The sequence below is a fragment of the Bacillus cereus group sp. MYBKT14-1 genome, from assembly GCF_051915185.1.
In the GTDB taxonomy this organism is placed as follows: Bacteria; Bacillota; Bacilli; order Bacillales; family Bacillaceae_G; genus Bacillus_A; species Bacillus_A cereus.
Window position 1 is genome coordinate 1161936 of record NZ_JBQAEF010000001.1, and the last position, 18339, is coordinate 1180274.

Sequence of the window (18339 nt, forward strand, 5' to 3'; positions counted from 1 at the left end):
AAAAATCGTTATTTAATAACTTTCCAGTTGTTATTAACTGTTGCTTCTATCGTTTTATGTTCCAATATATAATTAGCGATAAGTTCAGACATATCTGTGGGTATATCTTTTACTACCGGTTTGTTTTGAAACATAAAGAAATTTCCCCCGCCACTTGCACGATAATTATTCATTACAACGTCATATTCTTCATTCATATTAAGAGGAGCACTGTTATACTGTAAAGATTCTACTCTTTCACCAATTGGTTTTGAAATGTTTAATACGTATGAAATCCCTTCCCACATATCATAATTATAATGTTGTGGCTTTGGTTCTATGTAGGTAGGACTTACGGTGATGGATCCATCTGTTTTTAATGTGAAATAAGAAGCAGAGAGTTCAAGAGCATTTTTTATATCCGCTCCAGTTATTCTAATTACTTTTAATGTGTTTGGATAAATATAATTAGAAACGATGTCACGCATTGTTACATGTTCCGGGAAACCTGGAGATGTATTATGGAACAAACTTGTACAAGAAATTGATACATTAGCTATATCCATCTGTATTTTATTTATGAATTCGATAAAAGGATGATCATGCAAACGAGTTTGCATAGCATCTGAAATTTGCATATCCCCCTGAATGATTCCAATAGGTTGATCAAGCCACTTTTGTGTTTTCTCTTCGTAATCGGCTACCAATGAAAGTACATCTTGGTCAGCCTCAACTCCTTGTACAGATAATAATTCAGAAGAACTCTCTTTTTTAACCCATTTATGTTTTGTTTTTTCGAATGTTATTTTTACTTTTCCAACTGAGTTTCCATTACATCCGGTCTGTAAAATTGTTACACCGTTAGCCATTGTGTGAGCAATTTCCCGGTGTTGGTGGCCTGTTAATAAAATATCTATGTCGTCAATTTCATGGCACATTGCATATCCTTGGTTTTCTCCTGTTAAAACTTCAGTCGGTACCCCGGTTTGTAAATCTCGTTCAACTCCCCCGTGATACGCTACGACTAGTAAATCTGGTTTCTCATGTTTGCGAATGTAAGAAACCCACTTTTTCGTTGTTTCTAATGCATCTTCAAATTGTAAGTCTTTAATGTGATGGGGTTGTTCCCAATTGGTAATGTAGTGCGTTGTCACCCCTAAAATAGCAATTTTTATATTGGATTCAATCTGTTTGATTATATAAGGTTTTCCGAAATAAGGTTTCTTTATGTTTTTATCTAAAATGTTTGCTGATAGGTACGGGAAGTTCGCAGTAGTCACAGCGTTATTTAATATACCCATCCCGTAATTAAACTCATGATTGCCGATAATTGCAGCGTCATACTGTAAGTAATTTGCTAATAAGGACATTGGGTTTTTTTTGTTTTTTTCGTATGTAACATAATGATAAGTAAATGGTGTTCCTTGAATAAAGTCGCCATTATCAATTAAAAGAACGTTTGTATTTTGGGAACGTTCTTTTTTTATAAGAGTAGAAATTTTAGCTAAACCAAGTTCTGCTGGGGAGTTATCTTGGTAGTGAATAGGATAAACAGTGCCATGTATATCGCTTGTTAATAAGATGTTTAAAGTTACAGTTTGATTTTGTTCCAATATGACTCACCTTTTCTATTGTTATCTTCCAATTCATCATATCAAATATGTGAAGAGAATTTTAATGTGAGTGTATAGAATGTGTAAAGATTCTGTAAATAATCAATTATTTGTAAAAATATGTGATATATTTCTTCATGTTTATGAAAGGTTATTTTATAACAATGAAAAATGGAGGCATTAATATGTTGAAAAAAGTTTTTGCAATGAGCACAACAGTTGTACTAGCAGCGGGGTTATTAAGTGGCTGTGGAACGAAGGAATCAAGTGCAAATAAAAATGAAGATACGAAAAAAGGGTATGTACCGAAGACTTTAAATGTTCAATTTGTTCCTTCTCAAAATGCAGATACGTTAGAGGCGAAGGCAAAACCATTGGAAAAGCTATTAAGTGATAAATTAAATATTCCTGTAAAAGTTAGTATTTCAACGAACTACAATACAATTGTAGAAGCGATGGCATCTAAGCAAGTAGATGTAGGATTTTTACCGCCAACAGCGTACGTATTAGCACATGAAAAGAAGGCTGCAAATGTAATCTTACAAGCACAACGTTTTGGAGTAGAGGAGGAAACAGGAGCTCCTACAAAAGATTTAGTAGATTATTATAAATCTGAGTTTGTTGTTAAAAAAGACTCTAATATAAATAGTGTAAAAGATTTAAAAGGTAAAAAGATTGGTTATCAAGATGTAACATCATCAGCAGGGTATGTATGGCCTGCAGCTGTTCTATTAAAAGAGGGAATTGATCCGTTAAAAGATGTGAAACCTGTTACATTAAAAGGTCACGATCAGTCGCTTATTGCTCTTTTAAATGGTGACGTAGATGCAGCTGTTGTATTCCAAGATGCTCGTAATATTGTAAAAAAAGATTATCCGAATATATTCGAGCAAACGAAAATAGTGAAATTTACGGAGAAAATTCCAAACGATACGATTTCGGTACGTTCTGATTTAGATGAAGAGTGGAGCAAGAAATTACAAGATGCTTTCATTGAAATTGGAAAAAATGAGGAAGGTCACAAAATCATTAAAGAAGTATATTCACATGAAGGATATGTTAAATCTGATGATAGTAAATTTGACATCGTTCGTGAATATGGGAAGAAAATAAAAACGCAATAATACATATGGAAATGGCAGCTAGCTGAAAGGGAATATTTTCAGTTAGTTTGCCGTTTTGAATATATAGAAGGTAGGTAAGATGTGTGATAGAGTTTCGAAATGTCTCCAAAGTGTATCCAAATGGTACAAAAGGATTGAAGAATATAAACTTGAAAATTCAAAAAGGTGAGTTTGTTGTAATGGTAGGGCTGTCCGGAGCTGGAAAGTCTACACTTCTAAGATCGGTAAATCGTCTTCATGAGATTACAGCAGGCGAAATCATGATTGAAGGTGAGTCTATTACTGCTGCAAAAGGAAAAGATTTACGACGTATGCGCCGGGATATTGGTATGATCTTTCAAAGTTTTAACCTTGTAAAGCGATCAACAGTATTGAAGAATGTATTAGCTGGCCGTGTTGGATATCATTCGACATTGCGTACAACGTTAGGTTTGTTTCCGAAAGAGGATGTGGAGCTCGCATTTCAAGCGTTAAAAAGAGTGAATATTTTAGAAAAAGCATATGCACGTGCTGATGAATTATCAGGAGGACAACAACAACGTGTATCGATAGCTAGAGCATTGGCGCAAGAAGCAAAAATCATATTGGCAGATGAACCTGTTGCGTCGTTAGATCCGCTAACAACAAAGCAAGTATTAGATGATTTAAAGAAAATTAATGAAGATTTTGGAATTACAACAATTGTAAACTTACATTCTATTGCTTTAGCTAGGCAATATGCGACGCGTATTATTGGATTACATGCAGGCGAAATTGTTTTTGATGGTTTAGTAGAAGCAGCAACGGATGAAAAGTTTGCTGAAATTTATGGTGACGTAGCAAAGAAAAGTGAATTGTTAGAGGTGGCAGCTAAATGAATGATGTGACGATATATTCGAAGTCGATACCGAAGCCGCCGAGTAAGTTAAAACATATGTTAACGTTTATTCTATTCATTTTACTGTTGTGGGGAAGTAGTATACAGGTCGACGCATCATTTTCAAAGCTAGTAGTTGGTTTTCCTAATATAATGGATTTGTTAAAAGAAATGGTGCCGCCAGATTGGAGTTATTTTCAAGTTATTACAACAGCAATGTTAGATACAATACGTATGGCGATTATTGGGACGACTTTAGGAGCGATTTTAGCTATTCCACTTGCACTGTTTGCGGCAAGTAATGTGTTTACTAGTACATTTTTATACAGTCCAGCTCGATTGATTTTAAATTTTATTCGAACGATACCAGATTTATTATTAGCGGCAATTTTCGTAGCTATTTTTGGAATAGGACCACTTCCGGGTATTTTAGCTCTTACTTTTTTCTCAATTGGGCTCGTGGCGAAATTGTTGTATGAATCAATTGAATCAATTGACCCTGGCCCACTAGAAGCGATGACAGCTGTAGGGGCTAATAAGGTGCAATGGATTGTTTATGGAGTCATTCCACAAGTAAAAGCACACTTTGTTTCCTATGTACTATATACATTTGAGGTGAATGTACGGGCAGCGGCTGTCCTAGGTTTAGTAGGAGCAGGTGGTATTGGACTATATTATGATCGTACACTTGGATTTTTACAATATCAACAAACTGCATCTATTATCATCTATACTCTTGTTGTTGTATTGGTAATTGATTATGTAAGTACATTGTTGCGGGAGAAATTATAATGAGTAAAACGACGATAATCGTACCAAAACCGAAGAAACCGAGTGTGTATCGCTCGTTTATTTTTATAGCACTTACATTTGTTTATATATGGGCTTTTTCAGGAGTACCGCTAGAGGGAATAAAGGAAACGGCGGGAGAAATTACAAAAGCAATTATGACAGGGATATTGAATCCAGACTGGTCGTATGTATCTTTGCCAGATGGTGAAGATTTATTACATGGATTAATTGATACGTTGGCAATTGCGATATTAGGTACATTTATTTCTGCATTTTTATCTGTTCCGTTTGCTTTTTGGGCGGCAACGAATATGAGTAGTGGAAAATTAACTTCAGGATTTGGGAAATTTGTACTTAGTTTTGTTCGTACGTTTCCTGAATTAGTTATGGCTCTTTTATTTATAAAAGCTGTTGGTCCAGGCTCTTTTGCAGGAGTATTAGCCTTAGGATTGCATTCTATTGGAATGTTAGGAAAACTATATTCAGAAGGAATTGAAAACATAGATAAAGGACCGACGGAAGCGTTACTAGCAACAGGAGCAAACCGTTTTCAAATACTTTGGTATGCGGTGTTACCGCAAGTGTTACCAGATTTTCTATCGTATACGTTATACAGATTTGAAATTAATGTACGATCCGCTGCAATTTTAGGGGTTATTGGAGCAGGAGGGATTGGTACACCACTAATTTTTGCGCTGAGTTCACGGAATTGGTCTCGTGTTGGTATTATTTTATTAGGTATTATTTTAATGGTAATTATAATTGATTTGATTTCAAGCTCGATTCGGAAACGGATTGTTTAACTTATTTGAAAAGCATCGAAGTTAGATGCTTTTTTATGTTTTTAAAAACTTATTTGAAAAAGTAAGTATAGAAGAAATTTGTATAAATATACAGATAATTCCCTTTCTTTTTAAAATAAAAATAATGAAAAAGTATGTCATATTGAATGCCCATACATTCCCGGAAACATTGATTTTTTTATAAAAAATCAAAAAAATATCAACATATTTGTCGATACATGTTGTATAATCTTGCGTGGGAAGCTATCATATAAATGTATAAAACGTTTACTAATATAAGCGAAGGGAAGAATAGCATGTCACATTCAATCGAACAACTTTCTATCAACACGATTCGCACATTATCCATCGATGCGATTGAAAAAGCAAACTCTGGTCACCCAGGAATGCCAATGGGTGCAGCACCAATGGCTTATACATTATGGACTCAATTTATGAAACACAATCCAAATAACCCAACGTGGTTTAACCGTGATCGTTTCGTATTATCTGCAGGTCATGGTTCAATGTTATTATACAGCCTACTTCACCTATCTGGTTATGATGTAACAATGGATGACTTAAAGAACTTCCGTCAATGGGGAAGCAAAACTCCAGGACATCCTGAGTACGGTCATACAGCTGGTGTAGATGCAACGACTGGTCCACTTGGACAAGGTATTGCAACTGCTGTAGGTATGGCAATGGCTGAAAGACATTTAGCTGCTAAATATAACCGTGATGCGTATAATGTAGTAGATCATTATACATACGCTATTTGTGGTGATGGAGATTTAATGGAGGGCGTTTCTGCTGAAGCATCTTCATTAGCTGCTCATTTACAATTAGGTCGTCTTGTTGTGCTTTACGATTCAAACGATATTTCATTAGATGGCGATTTAAATCGTTCATTCTCTGAAAGTGTAGAAGATCGTTACAAAGCATACGGATGGCAAGTAATCCGTGTTGAGGATGGAAACGATATTGAAGCAATCGCGAAAGCAATTGAAGAAGCGAAAGCTGACGAAAAACGCCCAACGCTAATTGAAGTAAGAACGACAATTGGTTTCGGTTCTCCAAACAAATCAGGAAAATCAGCTTCACATGGTTCTCCACTTGGTGTAGAAGAAACAAAATTAACGAAAGAAGCATATGCTTGGACTGCTGAGCAAGACTTCCACGTAGCAGAAGAAGTATATGACAACTTCCGTAAAACAGTACAAGATGTTGGTGAAACTGCGCAAGCTGAGTGGAACACGATGCTAGGTGAATATGCACAAGCATACCCAGAATTAGCAAACGAATTCCAAGCAGCAATGAACGGTCAACTTCCAGAAGGTTGGGAGCAAAACTTACCAACTTATGAATTAGGATCAAAAGCAGCAACTCGTAATTCTTCTGGTGCTGTAATTAATGCAATTGCAGAGTCTGTACCATCATTCTTCGGTGGATCTGCTGACCTTGCTGGTTCTAACAAAACATACATGAATAACGAAAAAGACTTTACAAGAGATGATTACAGCGGTAAAAACATTTGGTACGGTGTACGTGAGTTCGCAATGGGTGCAGCAATGAACGGTATTGCACTACATGGTGGTTTAAAAACTTACGGTGGTACGTTCTTCGTATTCTCTGATTACTTACGTCCAGCAATTCGCCTTGCAGCATTAATGCAATTGCCAGTAACGTATGTATTCACACATGACAGTATCGCTGTTGGTGAAGATGGTCCAACACATGAACCAATCGAGCAATTAGCAGCGCTTCGTGCAATGCCAAACGTTTCTGTTATCCGTCCTGCTGATGGTAACGAATCTGTTGCAGCTTGGAGACTAGCTTTAGAATCTACAAACAAACCAACTGCTTTAATATTAACTCGTCAAGACCTTCCAACATTAGAAGGTGCAAAAGATGATACGTATGAAAAAGTAGCAAAAGGTGCATATGTAGTTTCTGCAAGCAAGAAAGAAACGGCTGACGTAATCTTACTTGCAACTGGATCTGAAGTAAGCCTAGCTGTTGAAGCTCAAAAAGCATTAGCGGTAGACGGCGTTGACGCAGCTGTTGTCAGCATGCCATCTATGGATCGCTTCGAAGCTCAAACTGCAGAGTACAAAGAATCTGTATTACCAAAAGCAGTAACAAAACGTTTCGCAATCGAAATGGGTGCTACATTCGGATGGCACCGTTACGTAGGTCTTGAAGGAGATGTGTTAGGTATCGATACATTCGGTGCTTCTGCTCCTGGTGAGAAGATTATGGAAGAGTATGGATTTACTGTAGAGAACGTTGTTCGTAAAGTAAAAGAAATGCTTTAATGATTTCAGAAAAATCTCTCCGGCATGGAGAGGTTTTTCTATGTAAATGAGTTTTTTCGACAGAAAAAGTTTTTTATCTCTCCGCAGTCAGACAATCATTGCAAATTTTCTTATATATAATGAAGAGAAAAGGTTGTCCAGATTGGGAGTGGAAAAATGAAAACGTATGAATTGTATTTAATTCAAGAGGATATTGCGAAAGCTTATTTTGGTCGTGAATATTTGTTTTTTGATTTATTTGCTCGATTTTCAGAATCTGGGTCCCTTTCGGAGAAAAAAGTGTTATATAAGCAAATGATGTATATAACGATGCCATTGCAAGTAATGAAAATTCATCATAAATTAGAACAAGCTTTGCGCGTTCTTGGTAAATATGATAGAACACATCATACACATACACTTTATACGGGAGCGGAGTACGGCGAAATAATGGTGAAACCGCACTATATTCGTATGAATACCTCTGGAAATGTCTCTATGGAAACGACGTTCTTTGAGGTGTTAAGAAAGTGTGAATTAACATTTTTAGCTATGGATTATGAAAATACAAAGTACGGATGGCTGAATCCTCTAAAACAAGTACGAACATATGTGTAAAAAATGTCGAATTGTATCTTGTCTTATTGAAAAGGTTTTAGTACACTGTAAGGTAGACAACATGAAGGAGGAAAATATATGCCAATTTGGTTAGGTATTCTAGTGGGCGTAGTAGCACTAGTAGCAGGCGTGGCGTTAGGATTTTTCATTGCCCGCAAATACATGATGAATTACTTACAAAAAAATCCACCAATTAACGAACAAATGTTAAAAATGATGATGATGCAAATGGGACAAAAACCTTCCCAAAAGAAAATCAATCAAATGATGAGCGCAATGAACAAGCAACAAATGAAATAAGCGCTAAAAGACACTCGCTAAGAGTGTCTTTCTTTTTGTTAGTTATAGTTTTTAAAACTTTTAAAAATTCTGTATCTTTGGTAAACTGAAAACATCGCTCATTTTAAGGGAGGAGGAAAAAAATGAAAGTGTTTATGAATTTAGCGTGGTTTTTTAAACAAGAAAAACGAGCGTACATAACTGGAATTATTTTATTGTTTGGCGTTGCACTTTTAGAACTTGTAGCACCAAAAGTAATTGGAATCGTTGTAGATGAAATTAATGATGGAACATTGACGACCGATAAGTTACTAAAATGGGTTGTACTATTAGTAATTGTAGGTATTACGATGTACATATTACGTTACATATGGCGTATTATGATTTTCGGGTCTTCATTAAAATTAGCTCGCCAATTACGAAAAAATTTGTATGAACATTTTACAAAGATGAGTCCATCTTTCTATCAGTCAAATCGGACAGGTGATTTAATGGCACATGCGACCAATGATATTCAAGCGATCCAGCAAACTGCTGGAGCAGGTGTTTTGACGCTTGTTGACTCATTAGCTGTCGGAGGATGTGTACTCGTAGCGATGGGTTTTACAATTAGTTGGAAGTTAACATTATTAAGTTTAATTCCAATGCCGATTGTAGCTATTTCGACAAATTATTATGGAACTTTATTACATAAAAGGTTTCATAAAGCACAGCAATCGTTTTCGGAAATCAATGATAAAGTGCAAGAGAGTATGAGTGGAATGAAAGTGATTCGCTCGCTTGGACAAGAGAAAGAAGATTTACAGGCGTTTCGAAGAAAATCAGAAGATGTTGTACATAAAAATGTGTTAGTTGCACGTATTGATTCGTTATTTGATCCGACAATCTCTCTTATCGTTGGATTTTCTTTTTTAATCGCAGTATGTTACGGATCGGTATTAGTTGTAAGAGGTGAATTAACAGTAGGTGATCTCGTTACATTTACGACATATTTAGGTACCCTCGTTTGGCCAATGTTAGCGTTTGGATGGTTATTCAATATTATGGAGCGTGGGCGTGCTTCATATGACCGTGTAGAAAAAATTCTTTCACAAAAATCAGATGTAGTAAATAGCGAAAATGCTGTACATACAATAGCGAGCGGTAATGTTTCGTTTGCCGTTGATTCATTTTCGTATAAGAAAAATGAATTGTTACATTTAAACGATATTCACTTTGATTTGAAGAAGGGCGAAACGCTAGGAGTTGTAGGACGTACTGGCGCAGGGAAAACGACTTTATTAAAATGTTTAATCCGTGAGTATGATCATTTTAGTGGTGAATTAAAAATTGGGGAGCGAGATATTCGAGATATAACACTTCATGGTGTCCGTTCTGCCATTTCATACGTGCCGCAAGATCATTTTTTATTTTCAGCAAGTATTGGCGAGAATATTGCCTTTGGAAAGGCGGATGCTACATATAATGAAATTACCCAAGCAGCAGAGATTGCTTGTATTCATAATGACATCCTCCAATTTTCAGAAGGATATGAAACAGTAGTAGGGGAAAGAGGTGTTTCGTTATCTGGTGGTCAAAAACAGCGAATCTCTATTGCTCGTGCTTTATTAACAAATGCTGAAATTTTAATTTTGGATGATTGTTTATCAGCGGTAGATGCAAAAACAGAAGAGACGATTTTAAGTGCCTTAAAGAGGGAGAGAGCAGGGAAAACGACGATTATTACTGCACACCGATTAAGTGCAATTCAGCATGCCAATCTTATTCTTGTTGTTGATGAAGGTAGAATTGTACAAAGAGGTACACATGAGGAATTAATGAAGGAAAACGGCTGGTATAAGGAAATGTATGAAAGCCAGCAATTAGAAGCTTTAGTCGAGAAAGGAGGCGTATGATGGTAGAGAAGAAGCGAAGTGATTTAAGTAGATTGCTTTCCTATATGAAGCCATATAAAGGGTTACTATCTTTAGCATTTATCTTTTTAGTTGGTGCGACAGTAACGGAAATGATGGGTCCTTTTTTAATTAAACAATTCCTCGATGAACACCTAGTACCGCGGGATTTTGAACGATCAGCGCTCGTTACTTTATTTGTAATTTACATAGTTGCTCATTTATTAAAAGTACTATTTACGTATTTAAATCTATTGTACTTTCAGAACATTGCTTTTAAGATTGTTCAAGATATGCGAGTTGAAGTATATGAACATGTTCAAAAGCTGTCATTAAGTTTCTTTGATCGTACGCCGATTGGTACACTTGTATCGCGTATAACAAATGATACGGAAGCGATTAAAGATTTTTATGTCAGTGTATTATCAACATTTGTAAAAAATGTAGTCTTTTTAGTAGGTATTTTAGTAGCGATGTTTTTATTAGATGTAAAATTAGCGCTATTTTCTCTCGTATTAATTCCGATAATGTTTGCGATTATGGTATTATATCGCCGGAAAAGTGCAGCTTTTTATTTAGAAGTACGTAATCAACTAAGCGTGTTAAATGCAAAGTTGAACGAGTCCATACAAGGAATGAATATTGTTCAAGTGTTCAGACAAGAAAAACGTATGAGAAAAGAGTTTGAAGAAGTGAATAATAAACATTATAGTGCAGGGCGACGTACTTTGAAGTTAGACGCATTACTTTTACGACCAGCTACGGATTTAGTACATATTGTAGCTATTGCGTTAGTACTAGGTTTATTTGGGATTGATGCTTTAAAGAGCCCTGTTGAAGTAGGAGTTTTATATGCTTTTGTTAACTATATACATCGTTTCTTCCAACCTGTAAATGAGATGATGATGAAATTGTCCTTCTTCCAACAGGCACTTGTTTCGTCATCACGTGTATTTCATTTAATGGACGAGAAAGATTTAGCACCGGTTCAAAAAGGTAATGAGAATCCTCAAATCGTGGATGGAGATATTGAATTTAAAAATGTTACTTTTTCATATGATGGAAAGCGTGACATTTTAAAAAATGTATCATTTCACGTGAAACAAGGGCAAACGGTTGCTTTTGTTGGGCATACTGGTAGCGGAAAAAGTACGATTATGAATTTGTTAATGCGATTTTATAATATTAAGTCAGGAAATATTGTAATAGACGGTGTAGATTTAGAAAAATTTGAAGAACGAGAGATTAGAAAGAAAATAGGACTCGTATTGCAAGATGCATTTTTATTTGCTGGAAATGTAAAGCAAAATATTCGTATGTATAATGAAGAAATTACGGATGAAGAAGTAAAAGAAGCTGCTCGATTTGTGCAAGCGAATACGTTTATTGAAAAGTTACCAAAACAGTATGAAACAGAAGTAGTAGAAAGAGGTGCAGCATTTTCAAGCGGTCAACGACAATTAATTGCTTTCGCTAGAACGATAGCAACGAATCCGAAAGTATTAGTATTAGATGAAGCAACAGCTAATATCGATACAGAAACAGAAGAGGCTATTCAAACAGCGTTGCAACAAATGCGAAAAGGTAGAACGACGATAGCCATTGCGCATAGGTTATCTACAATTCAAGATGCGGATCAAATTTTTGTGATGCATGATGGAGAGATAGTAGAGAGAGGGACACATCAAGAATTATTAAGTGAGCAAGGTTTGTATTATAATATGTATTTGCTACAAAATAAAGTGAGTTTGCAAAAGGCCTTGTAATACAAGGTCTTTTTTATTTTGTATACAAAATATGTTTACTCTTTGTTTCTATAGCATAAATGTCGTGTCCTCTTATGAAACTTGTACATATTGTATGTATACGAAGTAAAAAAATGATAGGAGATTTTATATGCAAAACAGATCAAGTTCAAATGTTACGTTTATTGATGTGTCTCATTGGGAAGGGAATATTGATTGGAATGCAGTGAAGGCATCTGGAATTCCAGCAGCGTATGCAAAAGCGACAGAAGGTGTAAACTACATTGATCCTACTTTTACTAAGAATGTACAAGCAGCACGAAATGCGAATGTATTAATTGGTGCATACCATTTTGCGCGCCCAGAACAAAATGATGCAATTTCAGAGGCAAAATATTTTGTGAGTATATTACAAAATAACCAGACAGACTTAATGCCAGTTCTGGATTTAGAATCACCAATAGATCCGAGTAACAGTAATTTAACTGGTAACGCTATATCGAATTGGGCAAGAAGCTTCATAAATTATGTGAAACAGGCTACTGGAAAAGATGTAATGTTATATACAGGAGTTTGGTATATTAATGAGTTCGGAATTAGCGGATTAAGTGATATACCGCTTTGGATTGCTAAATACTCGAGTACACCGCCTGCTGATGCTGGTGGATGGACAACGTGGACAGCGTGGCAGTACACAGATTCTGGACAAATTTCAGGCGTAGGAAATTGTGATGTATCAGCTGCAGTTTCATTAGAAGCTTTAAAAGGGAATGGAGCAAGTGGTGGAGGTAATGTTTCCCCGCCTAATAATGCAACTCCAGTGTACGGGGTTGCTATAATTAATGGAGATAATGTGAATTTGAGAAGTGGACCATCTTTGCAGTCTAGTGTAATTCGCCAATTGAATCGTGGCGAAACATATGAAGTTTGGGGAGAACAAGATGGATGGCTTTGTTTAGGGACAAATCAGTGGGTATATAATGATCCGAGTTATATTCAGTATAAACATTATGTGGCGACTATTACTGGTGATAATGTAAATTTGCGTGATGCTCCATCATTAAATGGAAATGTTATAAGACAGTTACATCATGGTGAATCGTATCGAGTATGGAGTAAGCAAGATGGATGGCTTTGCTTAGGGACAAATCAATGGATATACTATGATCCAAGTTATATTCAGTATGGTGTACAATAGAGTGAAAATAAAAGGTGCCCCGTCAGAGGTGCCTTTTATTAAAAATATACAACTTTTACAAAGTCTATATCGAAACCATAGTATACTATAATAGATATATTTATAAAAAAATAATCGAAAATGAAATAAAGGGGTAAAAATATGAATTATGTGCTAATAGGTGCGGTTTTAATATTATTAGCTGTAGTATTTGTGCTGTTTTATAAAAATAAACAGTTAGAATCAGAGAGTCAGCAAGTAGAATTTGAAAAGAAACAAGCGATTGAAACGTATAAAAATGAAATTGCAGCTACGGTGATAGAGCATAAAGAACAACAAAATAATTTAAAAAATATGGAACAGAAAAAATACAATGATTTACAAGTAAGTGCAAATAGAGAAATTGAAAATATGCGTATGATGAAAAATCAATTAGCTGTGCAGCATAGTAAAGAACGTAGTGAAATGCAAAATAAACATAATAACGAAATACATATGTTTCAAAAACTAATTGCAAATCTACGAGAATATACTAAAAACGGCGCTGAAATGAATACGTACGAAACATTACATTATATGAAACGAGGATTCATAGAGCAAGGCACCATATTAGATGCTGAAATTCAAATCATGCCGAATGTTTTTATTAAAAATAATAGTGAAATAAACGATAATCGAATCCATCATCTCATCTTGTGCAAAACTGGTATTTATCTACTTGAGACGAAAGAATGGGAAGAGAAATTAATTCATGGTTTAACGAAAGAAAATGCTGGTATATATTCATTTATGATTGATGAAATGGGTAAGTATCAACAAGAAGTTGAAAAAGAAGAGACATTTGAATATATAGTAGGTAAAGATTCGTCAACTATACAAGTGAAAAATGAAGGGAATCCAGTATATAGGGCGAAGAAACTATCTCAAATTTTATACAGTGGTTTGAAAGAAATGCAGGCCAATAGTATAAAAGAAAAAGTAAAACCAGTTGTATATTTTTATAATAAAAATGGAAAAGAAATAGTAGACCTTTCTAGTGAGGAAACACCTAGATTAAAAGATCGGGAGCAAATTGTAACGTTCTTTAGAAATGAAATATTAGCAGGGGAAGTAGTATATACAGTGCAAGAATTAGAACAGATTCAAGAAATGATTAGCCGGATGAATTATATAGTGAGTTAAAAGGGGAGATCTTTCTGAACGCTATGCTACGTGGCATTTTGTATGTCTCTTTTTGTTTATATATAGTAATGTACATTGTATTTATATTCGTCATTGATATGGTCCATATACCCTTAAGTGTAAGGAGCATTTTTGTAGTATTCATACCATTTGTTTTATTAGTCATGATTCAAAGGGCTATTTTATATGTTTCTAAAAATCGTAATGAAGAAAAGAAGCAAATGTTGGGGGGGTTAATAGTAGCACTCATACCATTAATAGTGTGCACTGTACAACTAAGTGTAAATGAATATACATCAAAGTTTAATCAAAATAGATGGTTAAATCATGCAGATAAGCGGGTACATATGGTAGATGATCTATTACAAAAATATAAATTAAAAGGGAAATCAAATGAAGAAATTACACAATTGTTAGGAGCCCCAACGGAAACGAGAAGTGGGGGAGAAGGAGTTATCACTTTGTATTATCTTGGGACTGAACGTGGCTTTATCCCAATAGATAGCGAACAGCTTATTTTACAATTTGATAGAGATGGTAAAGTCATGGAATATACGGTGCATAAAGATTAAAGAAACGTGGAGGGAAGCTATATGTTATAGCTTCTTTTTTATTTTTCAATATGTCAAGGAAGGGGGAGAAGGTTTTTGAGTGGAATAAGGAATGAAAGCGGAGGTGATGCATATATATAGATGCATTGGGCGATTATTCGCCCGATTGGTGAGGGTTAATAATCAATAAGTACGGACAAAAACCCCACTGATGAAAGTTTCACTTTATCATATTGTATAAATGAAAAGGAGGTAAGACGGTGAAAGCAATCCCGACTGATGTCCTGAGTAAAGAATTGATGGAAAGAGAAGGAGTTATATCTATTACAGTAAAGGAATTTGAAAAAATAGAAGTAGCTGGAGTAGTAGTAGCTGGTCCAGCGGTCATTTTGATTAATCAAGATTAAGTACATATCATTGAAATAAAAAGCATCCATCTAGGGTGCTTTTTATTTGTATGTAAGGATAAATATGATGGATAATTGTGTTACTGGAGGGAAAGTCTGTGGCAATTATTATAACAATGTTAGTAATGGGTATTTTATTAGGATTTGTTGGAGCTGGAGGAGCTGGGTTTATTATCGCGATACTCACTTTAGTATTTCATATTCCTATTCATGTTGCTCTTGCAACATCTTTAACTGCAATGGCGTTTACGACATTATCAGGTGTTGTCAGTCATTACCGTGAAGGTAATGTAGCACTTATTATAGGCGGGATTGTTGGGGGATTTGGCGCAATTGGCTCTTATATTGGTTCTAAATTTGGTTCACTTATACCAGCACATCTTCTTCATTGGTTTACAGCTGGGATGTTATTTTTATCGGCAATTTTTATGTTTATTAAATTAATTATGTTCCAAAACAAAGAACAGTCATCTTTATATAAGCATAAAGAGTTTTCCATGAACTACTTGTTGAAATGTATATGCCTTGGATTAGTTACTGGAATGATGGCTGGTTCATTTGGGATTGGTTCTGCACCGTTTATTCAGCTTGGATTAATGGTTCTATTGGGATTAACGATTCAGCAATCTGTAGGGACAACAATGCTTGTTATATTACCGATTGCAATTGGAGGCGGTCTAGGATATAGTTCGGAAGGATATTTAGATTATATATTGTTATTGCAAGTATTAATTGGGACCATGTTAGGGGCATATATTGGCGCGAAGTTTACAAATTATGCACCGCGAATGCTTTTGAGGTTTTCGATGATTATGACACCGGTTTTAGCTGGATGTATGCTATTGATAGAGTAAGGTGAAATTATAATAAGTAGGGGGTTACTGCTTACAAATAGCGGGATAAAATTAATATAGCAAACTATTAATATATTTTACGAATGAATTATGTAGGTAATTCATATTTCCCATATAAAAGGATTTGTTTTAATATTATGAGTGTAAAGTTCGAGTATTCGAAGTACTACTTGAATTATATCCCTATCCCTTTTCTAAAAATGCGAACAAGTTTTGCCCTATTCTATTCAATAGTTAATTGCATAGAAATATATTGTTCGATGACCATTATGGAACGTACATAATGGGAAAATCCCGATCCTTAAAGAGGATGCCCCTAATCTTCATGTGAAAATATGATCGGATAAGAAAGCTGACCAATTTATGGTCGGCTTTCTTTTTGTTCAAAAACAATTTTTTCTTTAATTTCTGTTTGTAATAATACAGTTTTTCCGAAGCGACGTTTGCATTCCGCACGCACTTTTTCAATGGCTAGTAGCTGAGTAGTCGCGGGAACTGTGACAATAGCTTGGCGAGCCTTTCGATTTTCTTCACAAAAGACACATTCCACAACATAATTAGAAATCATATTTTCATCCTTCCAGTTTTAATTTCTAAACAAGGATTGTCTATGAAGTTGATGTAATTTTTCGTCATTGTTTTATTATTTTCCTCTTTTTTCAAGGGGAAAATAATAAAGAGGGCGAATTTTAGTAGGGGAGGGATGTTTATGGAGAGATGGATAGGTAGTGCAGCGGTATGTGTAAATGAAAGAAATGAAGTTTTAATGGTACTGCAGGGCAAAGAGGGAGAAGAAAAAAGATGGTCTGTCCCAAGTGGAGGACTTGAAAAGGGAGAGACACTAGAAGAATGTTGTATCAGGGAAGTTTGGGAAGAAACAGGTTACAATGTGGAAGTGGTAAATAAAATATATGAAAAAGAGGGTATTACATACGGTGTTCCAGTGTATGTCCATTATTATTTTGTTAAACAAATAGGCGGTAATATGAAAATCCAAGATCCTGATGAGTTAATACATGAAATTGCTTGGAAAGGGATACATGAAGTTGAACAATTGTGTTTAGCTTTTCCAGAGGATTATGAATTGCTGTGCCAATATATAGATAAAGAAGCAAGTATGTAAATACTTGCTTCTTTAATGTATCCAAGACAAGAAAAGCGGAACGATAACTAAACTAGCGCCTGCTGTTAAAAGCATGGATAAACTTGCAATTGTTCCTTCCACAGGACCGATTTCGAATGCTTTTGATGTACCGGTTCCATTTGCGCTTGTTCCTAACATAATACCTTTTGCGATTGCTGTTTTAATACGGCAAATACGTATGAGAGAAGGACCGAGCAATGCTCCTGTTAAGGCAGTTAAAACGACAAATACAGCAGTTAATTGTGACATACCACCAATCATTTCTGAAATAGCCATTGCGATTGGTGTTGTTACGATATGTGGCGCTAAACTATGTTCTAGTGATGAATCAATTTGAAAATAATTTGCTAGTAGTGCTGAAGTAATAACTGATAAAAACGAACCGACAATGACATTAAGTAAGATAGCCATTCCATGTTTCTTTAATAAATCAAAATATTTATAGATTGGCCATGCAAAAGCAACTGTTGCGGGCTTTAATAATTCAGTTAACCAGTGACCACCAGATTCATATGTTTCATAAGGTGTATCTAATCCGAGCAATAAAGCAATTAAAATAATGGGACAGACGAGAAGAGGAGAAAGTAGACTCCAATTCCAACGTTGATACATTTTTTTTGATATCCAATATGTGAATAGTGTTAATAATAAACAAAGAAATCCGATCATTGCGTTGATCCTTTCCGCTTTAGTAGCAATTCTGTTAAAAGTCCTGTAACTAAGGTAACGCAAAGAGTGCTAATCATAATAATTAAAATGAGATCGATTCCATATTGTGTTAATGTATCTCTGTAACGTATGACAGCGACTGCAGAAGGGATGAAAAATAAAATAAGTTCTTTTAATAAAAAATCTGCTCCGTCCTGTATCCATTCTTTTTTAACTAGGTTAAATTTTAACGAAATTAATAATAAAAAAATACCGATTATACTTCCTGGAACTGGGAGGTGTGTCTGTTTTGCAATCCATTCACCTGTCCAAGCGAAACAAAATAGTAACAAAATTTGTCCGCTTAACTTCCACCATTTCATACAGTAACCACCTCTT

19 protein-coding genes are annotated in these 18339 nt (G+C 35.2%); 15 read left to right on the top strand and 4 right to left on the bottom strand.

Going from position 1 to position 18339, the window contains the following annotated elements:
- Window positions 1-8 precede the first annotated feature (8 nt).
- Complete coding sequence (locus ACTFO4_RS06230) at window positions 9-1592, bottom strand: bifunctional metallophosphatase/5'-nucleotidase (RefSeq protein ID WP_086401140.1); 1584 nt, start codon at window positions 1590-1592, stop codon at window positions 9-11.
- Between the two features lie 185 nt (window positions 1593-1777).
- Here ACTFO4_RS06230 and ACTFO4_RS06235 point away from each other — a divergent pair, with 185 nt between their 5' ends.
- The 14 genes from ACTFO4_RS06235 to ACTFO4_RS06300 all read left to right on the top strand — a co-directional run bounded on the left by ACTFO4_RS06235 (window position 1778) and on the right by ACTFO4_RS06300 (window position 16148).
- Entirely contained in the window at window positions 1778-2716 is a 939-nt protein-coding gene (locus ACTFO4_RS06235) for a phosphate/phosphite/phosphonate ABC transporter substrate-binding protein (protein ID WP_098771704.1), read from the top strand.
- Between the two features lie 83 nt (window positions 2717-2799).
- Entirely contained in the window at window positions 2800-3573 is a 774-nt protein-coding gene (phnC, locus tag ACTFO4_RS06240; protein WP_098771705.1) for a phosphonate ABC transporter ATP-binding protein, read from the top strand.
- Window positions 3570-4364 carry a phosphonate ABC transporter, permease protein PhnE gene (gene phnE, locus ACTFO4_RS06245; RefSeq protein ID WP_001000763.1) on the top strand — a complete coding sequence of 265 codons (795 nt, stop codon included), beginning with the start codon at window positions 3570-3572 and terminating at the stop codon, window positions 4362-4364. The genes phnC and phnE (ACTFO4_RS06245) overlap by 4 nt, the downstream gene beginning before the upstream one ends.
- Complete coding sequence (gene phnE, locus ACTFO4_RS06250) at window positions 4364-5167, top strand: phosphonate ABC transporter, permease protein PhnE (protein ID WP_078421555.1); 804 nt, start codon at window positions 4364-4366, stop codon at window positions 5165-5167. Before phnE (ACTFO4_RS06245) ends, phnE (ACTFO4_RS06250) begins: the two co-directional genes overlap by 1 nt.
- A gap of 296 nt (window positions 5168-5463) precedes the next feature.
- Complete coding sequence (gene tkt / locus ACTFO4_RS06255) at window positions 5464-7464, top strand: transketolase (protein WP_098771706.1); 2001 nt, start codon at window positions 5464-5466, stop codon at window positions 7462-7464.
- A 156-nt stretch (window positions 7465-7620) separates the two neighbouring features.
- Window positions 7621-8061 (top strand): sporulation inhibitor of replication protein SirA, encoded by a 441-nt coding sequence (sirA, locus tag ACTFO4_RS06260; protein ID WP_000860645.1) that lies wholly within the window; start codon window positions 7621-7623, stop codon window positions 8059-8061.
- Between the two features lie 78 nt (window positions 8062-8139).
- Entirely contained in the window at window positions 8140-8361 is a 222-nt protein-coding gene (locus ACTFO4_RS06265; RefSeq protein ID WP_001123317.1) for a YneF family protein, read from the top strand.
- 122 nt (window positions 8362-8483) lie between these two features.
- Window positions 8484-10235 carry an ABC transporter ATP-binding protein gene (locus ACTFO4_RS06270; RefSeq protein ID WP_098771707.1) on the top strand — a complete coding sequence of 584 codons (1752 nt, stop codon included), beginning with the start codon at window positions 8484-8486 and terminating at the stop codon, window positions 10233-10235.
- Window positions 10235-11998 carry an ABC transporter ATP-binding protein gene (locus tag ACTFO4_RS06275; protein WP_440013028.1) on the top strand — a complete coding sequence of 588 codons (1764 nt, stop codon included), beginning with the start codon at window positions 10235-10237 and terminating at the stop codon, window positions 11996-11998. The genes ACTFO4_RS06270 and ACTFO4_RS06275 overlap by 1 nt, the downstream gene beginning before the upstream one ends.
- Before the next feature lie 130 nt (window positions 11999-12128).
- The gene (locus tag ACTFO4_RS06280; RefSeq protein WP_001181393.1) at window positions 12129-13175 is read left to right on the top strand and encodes a GH25 family lysozyme; all 1047 of its coding nucleotides are present in this window, start codon (window positions 12129-12131) and stop codon (window positions 13173-13175) included.
- 141 nt (window positions 13176-13316) lie between these two features.
- Window positions 13317-14336: an NERD domain-containing protein gene (locus tag ACTFO4_RS06285; protein WP_001110280.1), complete on the top strand. Its 1020-nt coding sequence runs from the start codon at window positions 13317-13319 to the stop codon at window positions 14334-14336.
- 23 nt (window positions 14337-14359) lie between these two features.
- A complete protein-coding gene (locus ACTFO4_RS06290) occupies window positions 14360-14908 on the top strand; it encodes a hypothetical protein (RefSeq protein ID WP_017673069.1) in 549 nt (182 codons plus the stop codon).
- Between the two features lie 239 nt (window positions 14909-15147).
- Window positions 15148-15294, top strand: coding sequence for a BC1881 family protein (locus ACTFO4_RS06295; RefSeq protein WP_000644411.1), 147 nt, complete (start codon window positions 15148-15150; stop codon window positions 15292-15294).
- Window positions 15295-15392: 98 nt separating this feature from the next.
- On the top strand, window positions 15393-16148 hold the full coding sequence (locus tag ACTFO4_RS06300) for a sulfite exporter TauE/SafE family protein (RefSeq protein ID WP_059303518.1): 756 nt from the start codon (window positions 15393-15395) through the stop codon (window positions 16146-16148).
- Window positions 16149-16509: 361 nt separating this feature from the next.
- Here the strand turns inward: ACTFO4_RS06300 and ACTFO4_RS06305 are convergent, their stop codons facing one another.
- Complete coding sequence (locus tag ACTFO4_RS06305) at window positions 16510-16716, bottom strand: DUF3903 domain-containing protein (protein WP_000625222.1); 207 nt, start codon at window positions 16714-16716, stop codon at window positions 16510-16512.
- 141 nt (window positions 16717-16857) lie between these two features.
- Between ACTFO4_RS06305 and ACTFO4_RS06310 the strand changes: the two genes are divergently transcribed.
- Entirely contained in the window at window positions 16858-17271 is a 414-nt protein-coding gene (locus tag ACTFO4_RS06310) for an NUDIX hydrolase (protein WP_000442982.1), read from the top strand.
- 12 nt (window positions 17272-17283) lie between these two features.
- On the opposite strand, the gene ACTFO4_RS06315 is transcribed toward ACTFO4_RS06310, so the two are convergent.
- On the bottom strand, window positions 17284-17961 hold the full coding sequence (locus ACTFO4_RS06315) for an LrgB family protein (protein WP_000578954.1): 678 nt from the start codon (window positions 17959-17961) through the stop codon (window positions 17284-17286).
- On the bottom strand, window positions 17958-18323 hold the full coding sequence (locus tag ACTFO4_RS06320) for a CidA/LrgA family holin-like protein (RefSeq protein WP_017673070.1): 366 nt from the start codon (window positions 18321-18323) through the stop codon (window positions 17958-17960). The genes ACTFO4_RS06315 and ACTFO4_RS06320 overlap by 4 nt, the downstream gene beginning before the upstream one ends.
- Window positions 18324-18339 lie beyond the last annotated feature (16 nt).

What these genes read in the sequence shown, in the direction of transcription:
- ACTFO4_RS06235 (WP_098771704.1), top strand. Translation starts at nt 1,778, where the DNA reads ATGTTGAAAAAAGTTTTTGCAATGAGCACAACAGTTGTACTAGCAGCG.
- phnE (WP_001000763.1), top strand. Translation starts at nt 3,570, where the DNA reads ATGAATGATGTGACGATATATTCGAAGTCGATACCGAAGCCGCCGAGT.
- phnE (WP_078421555.1), top strand. Translation starts at nt 4,364, where the DNA reads ATGAGTAAAACGACGATAATCGTACCAAAACCGAAGAAACCGAGTGTG.
- tkt (WP_098771706.1), top strand. Translation starts at nt 5,464, where the DNA reads ATGTCACATTCAATCGAACAACTTTCTATCAACACGATTCGCACATTA.
- sirA (WP_000860645.1), top strand. Translation starts at nt 7,621, where the DNA reads ATGAAAACGTATGAATTGTATTTAATTCAAGAGGATATTGCGAAAGCT.
- ACTFO4_RS06265 (WP_001123317.1), top strand. Translation starts at nt 8,140, where the DNA reads ATGCCAATTTGGTTAGGTATTCTAGTGGGCGTAGTAGCACTAGTAGCA.
- ACTFO4_RS06270 (WP_098771707.1), top strand. Translation starts at nt 8,484, where the DNA reads ATGAAAGTGTTTATGAATTTAGCGTGGTTTTTTAAACAAGAAAAACGA.
- ACTFO4_RS06275 (WP_440013028.1), top strand. Translation starts at nt 10,235, where the DNA reads ATGGTAGAGAAGAAGCGAAGTGATTTAAGTAGATTGCTTTCCTATATG.
- ACTFO4_RS06280 (WP_001181393.1), top strand. Translation starts at nt 12,129, where the DNA reads ATGCAAAACAGATCAAGTTCAAATGTTACGTTTATTGATGTGTCTCAT.
- ACTFO4_RS06285 (WP_001110280.1), top strand. Translation starts at nt 13,317, where the DNA reads ATGAATTATGTGCTAATAGGTGCGGTTTTAATATTATTAGCTGTAGTA.
- ACTFO4_RS06290 (WP_017673069.1), top strand. Translation starts at nt 14,360, where the DNA reads ATGCTACGTGGCATTTTGTATGTCTCTTTTTGTTTATATATAGTAATG.
- ACTFO4_RS06305 (WP_000625222.1), bottom strand. Translation starts at nt 16,716, where the DNA reads ATGATTTCTAATTATGTTGTGGAATGTGTCTTTTGTGAAGAAAATCGA.
- ACTFO4_RS06310 (WP_000442982.1), top strand. Translation starts at nt 16,858, where the DNA reads ATGGAGAGATGGATAGGTAGTGCAGCGGTATGTGTAAATGAAAGAAAT.
- ACTFO4_RS06315 (WP_000578954.1), bottom strand. Translation starts at nt 17,961, where the DNA reads ATGATCGGATTTCTTTGTTTATTATTAACACTATTCACATATTGGATA.
- ACTFO4_RS06320 (WP_017673070.1), bottom strand. Translation starts at nt 18,323, where the DNA reads ATGAAATGGTGGAAGTTAAGCGGACAAATTTTGTTACTATTTTGTTTC.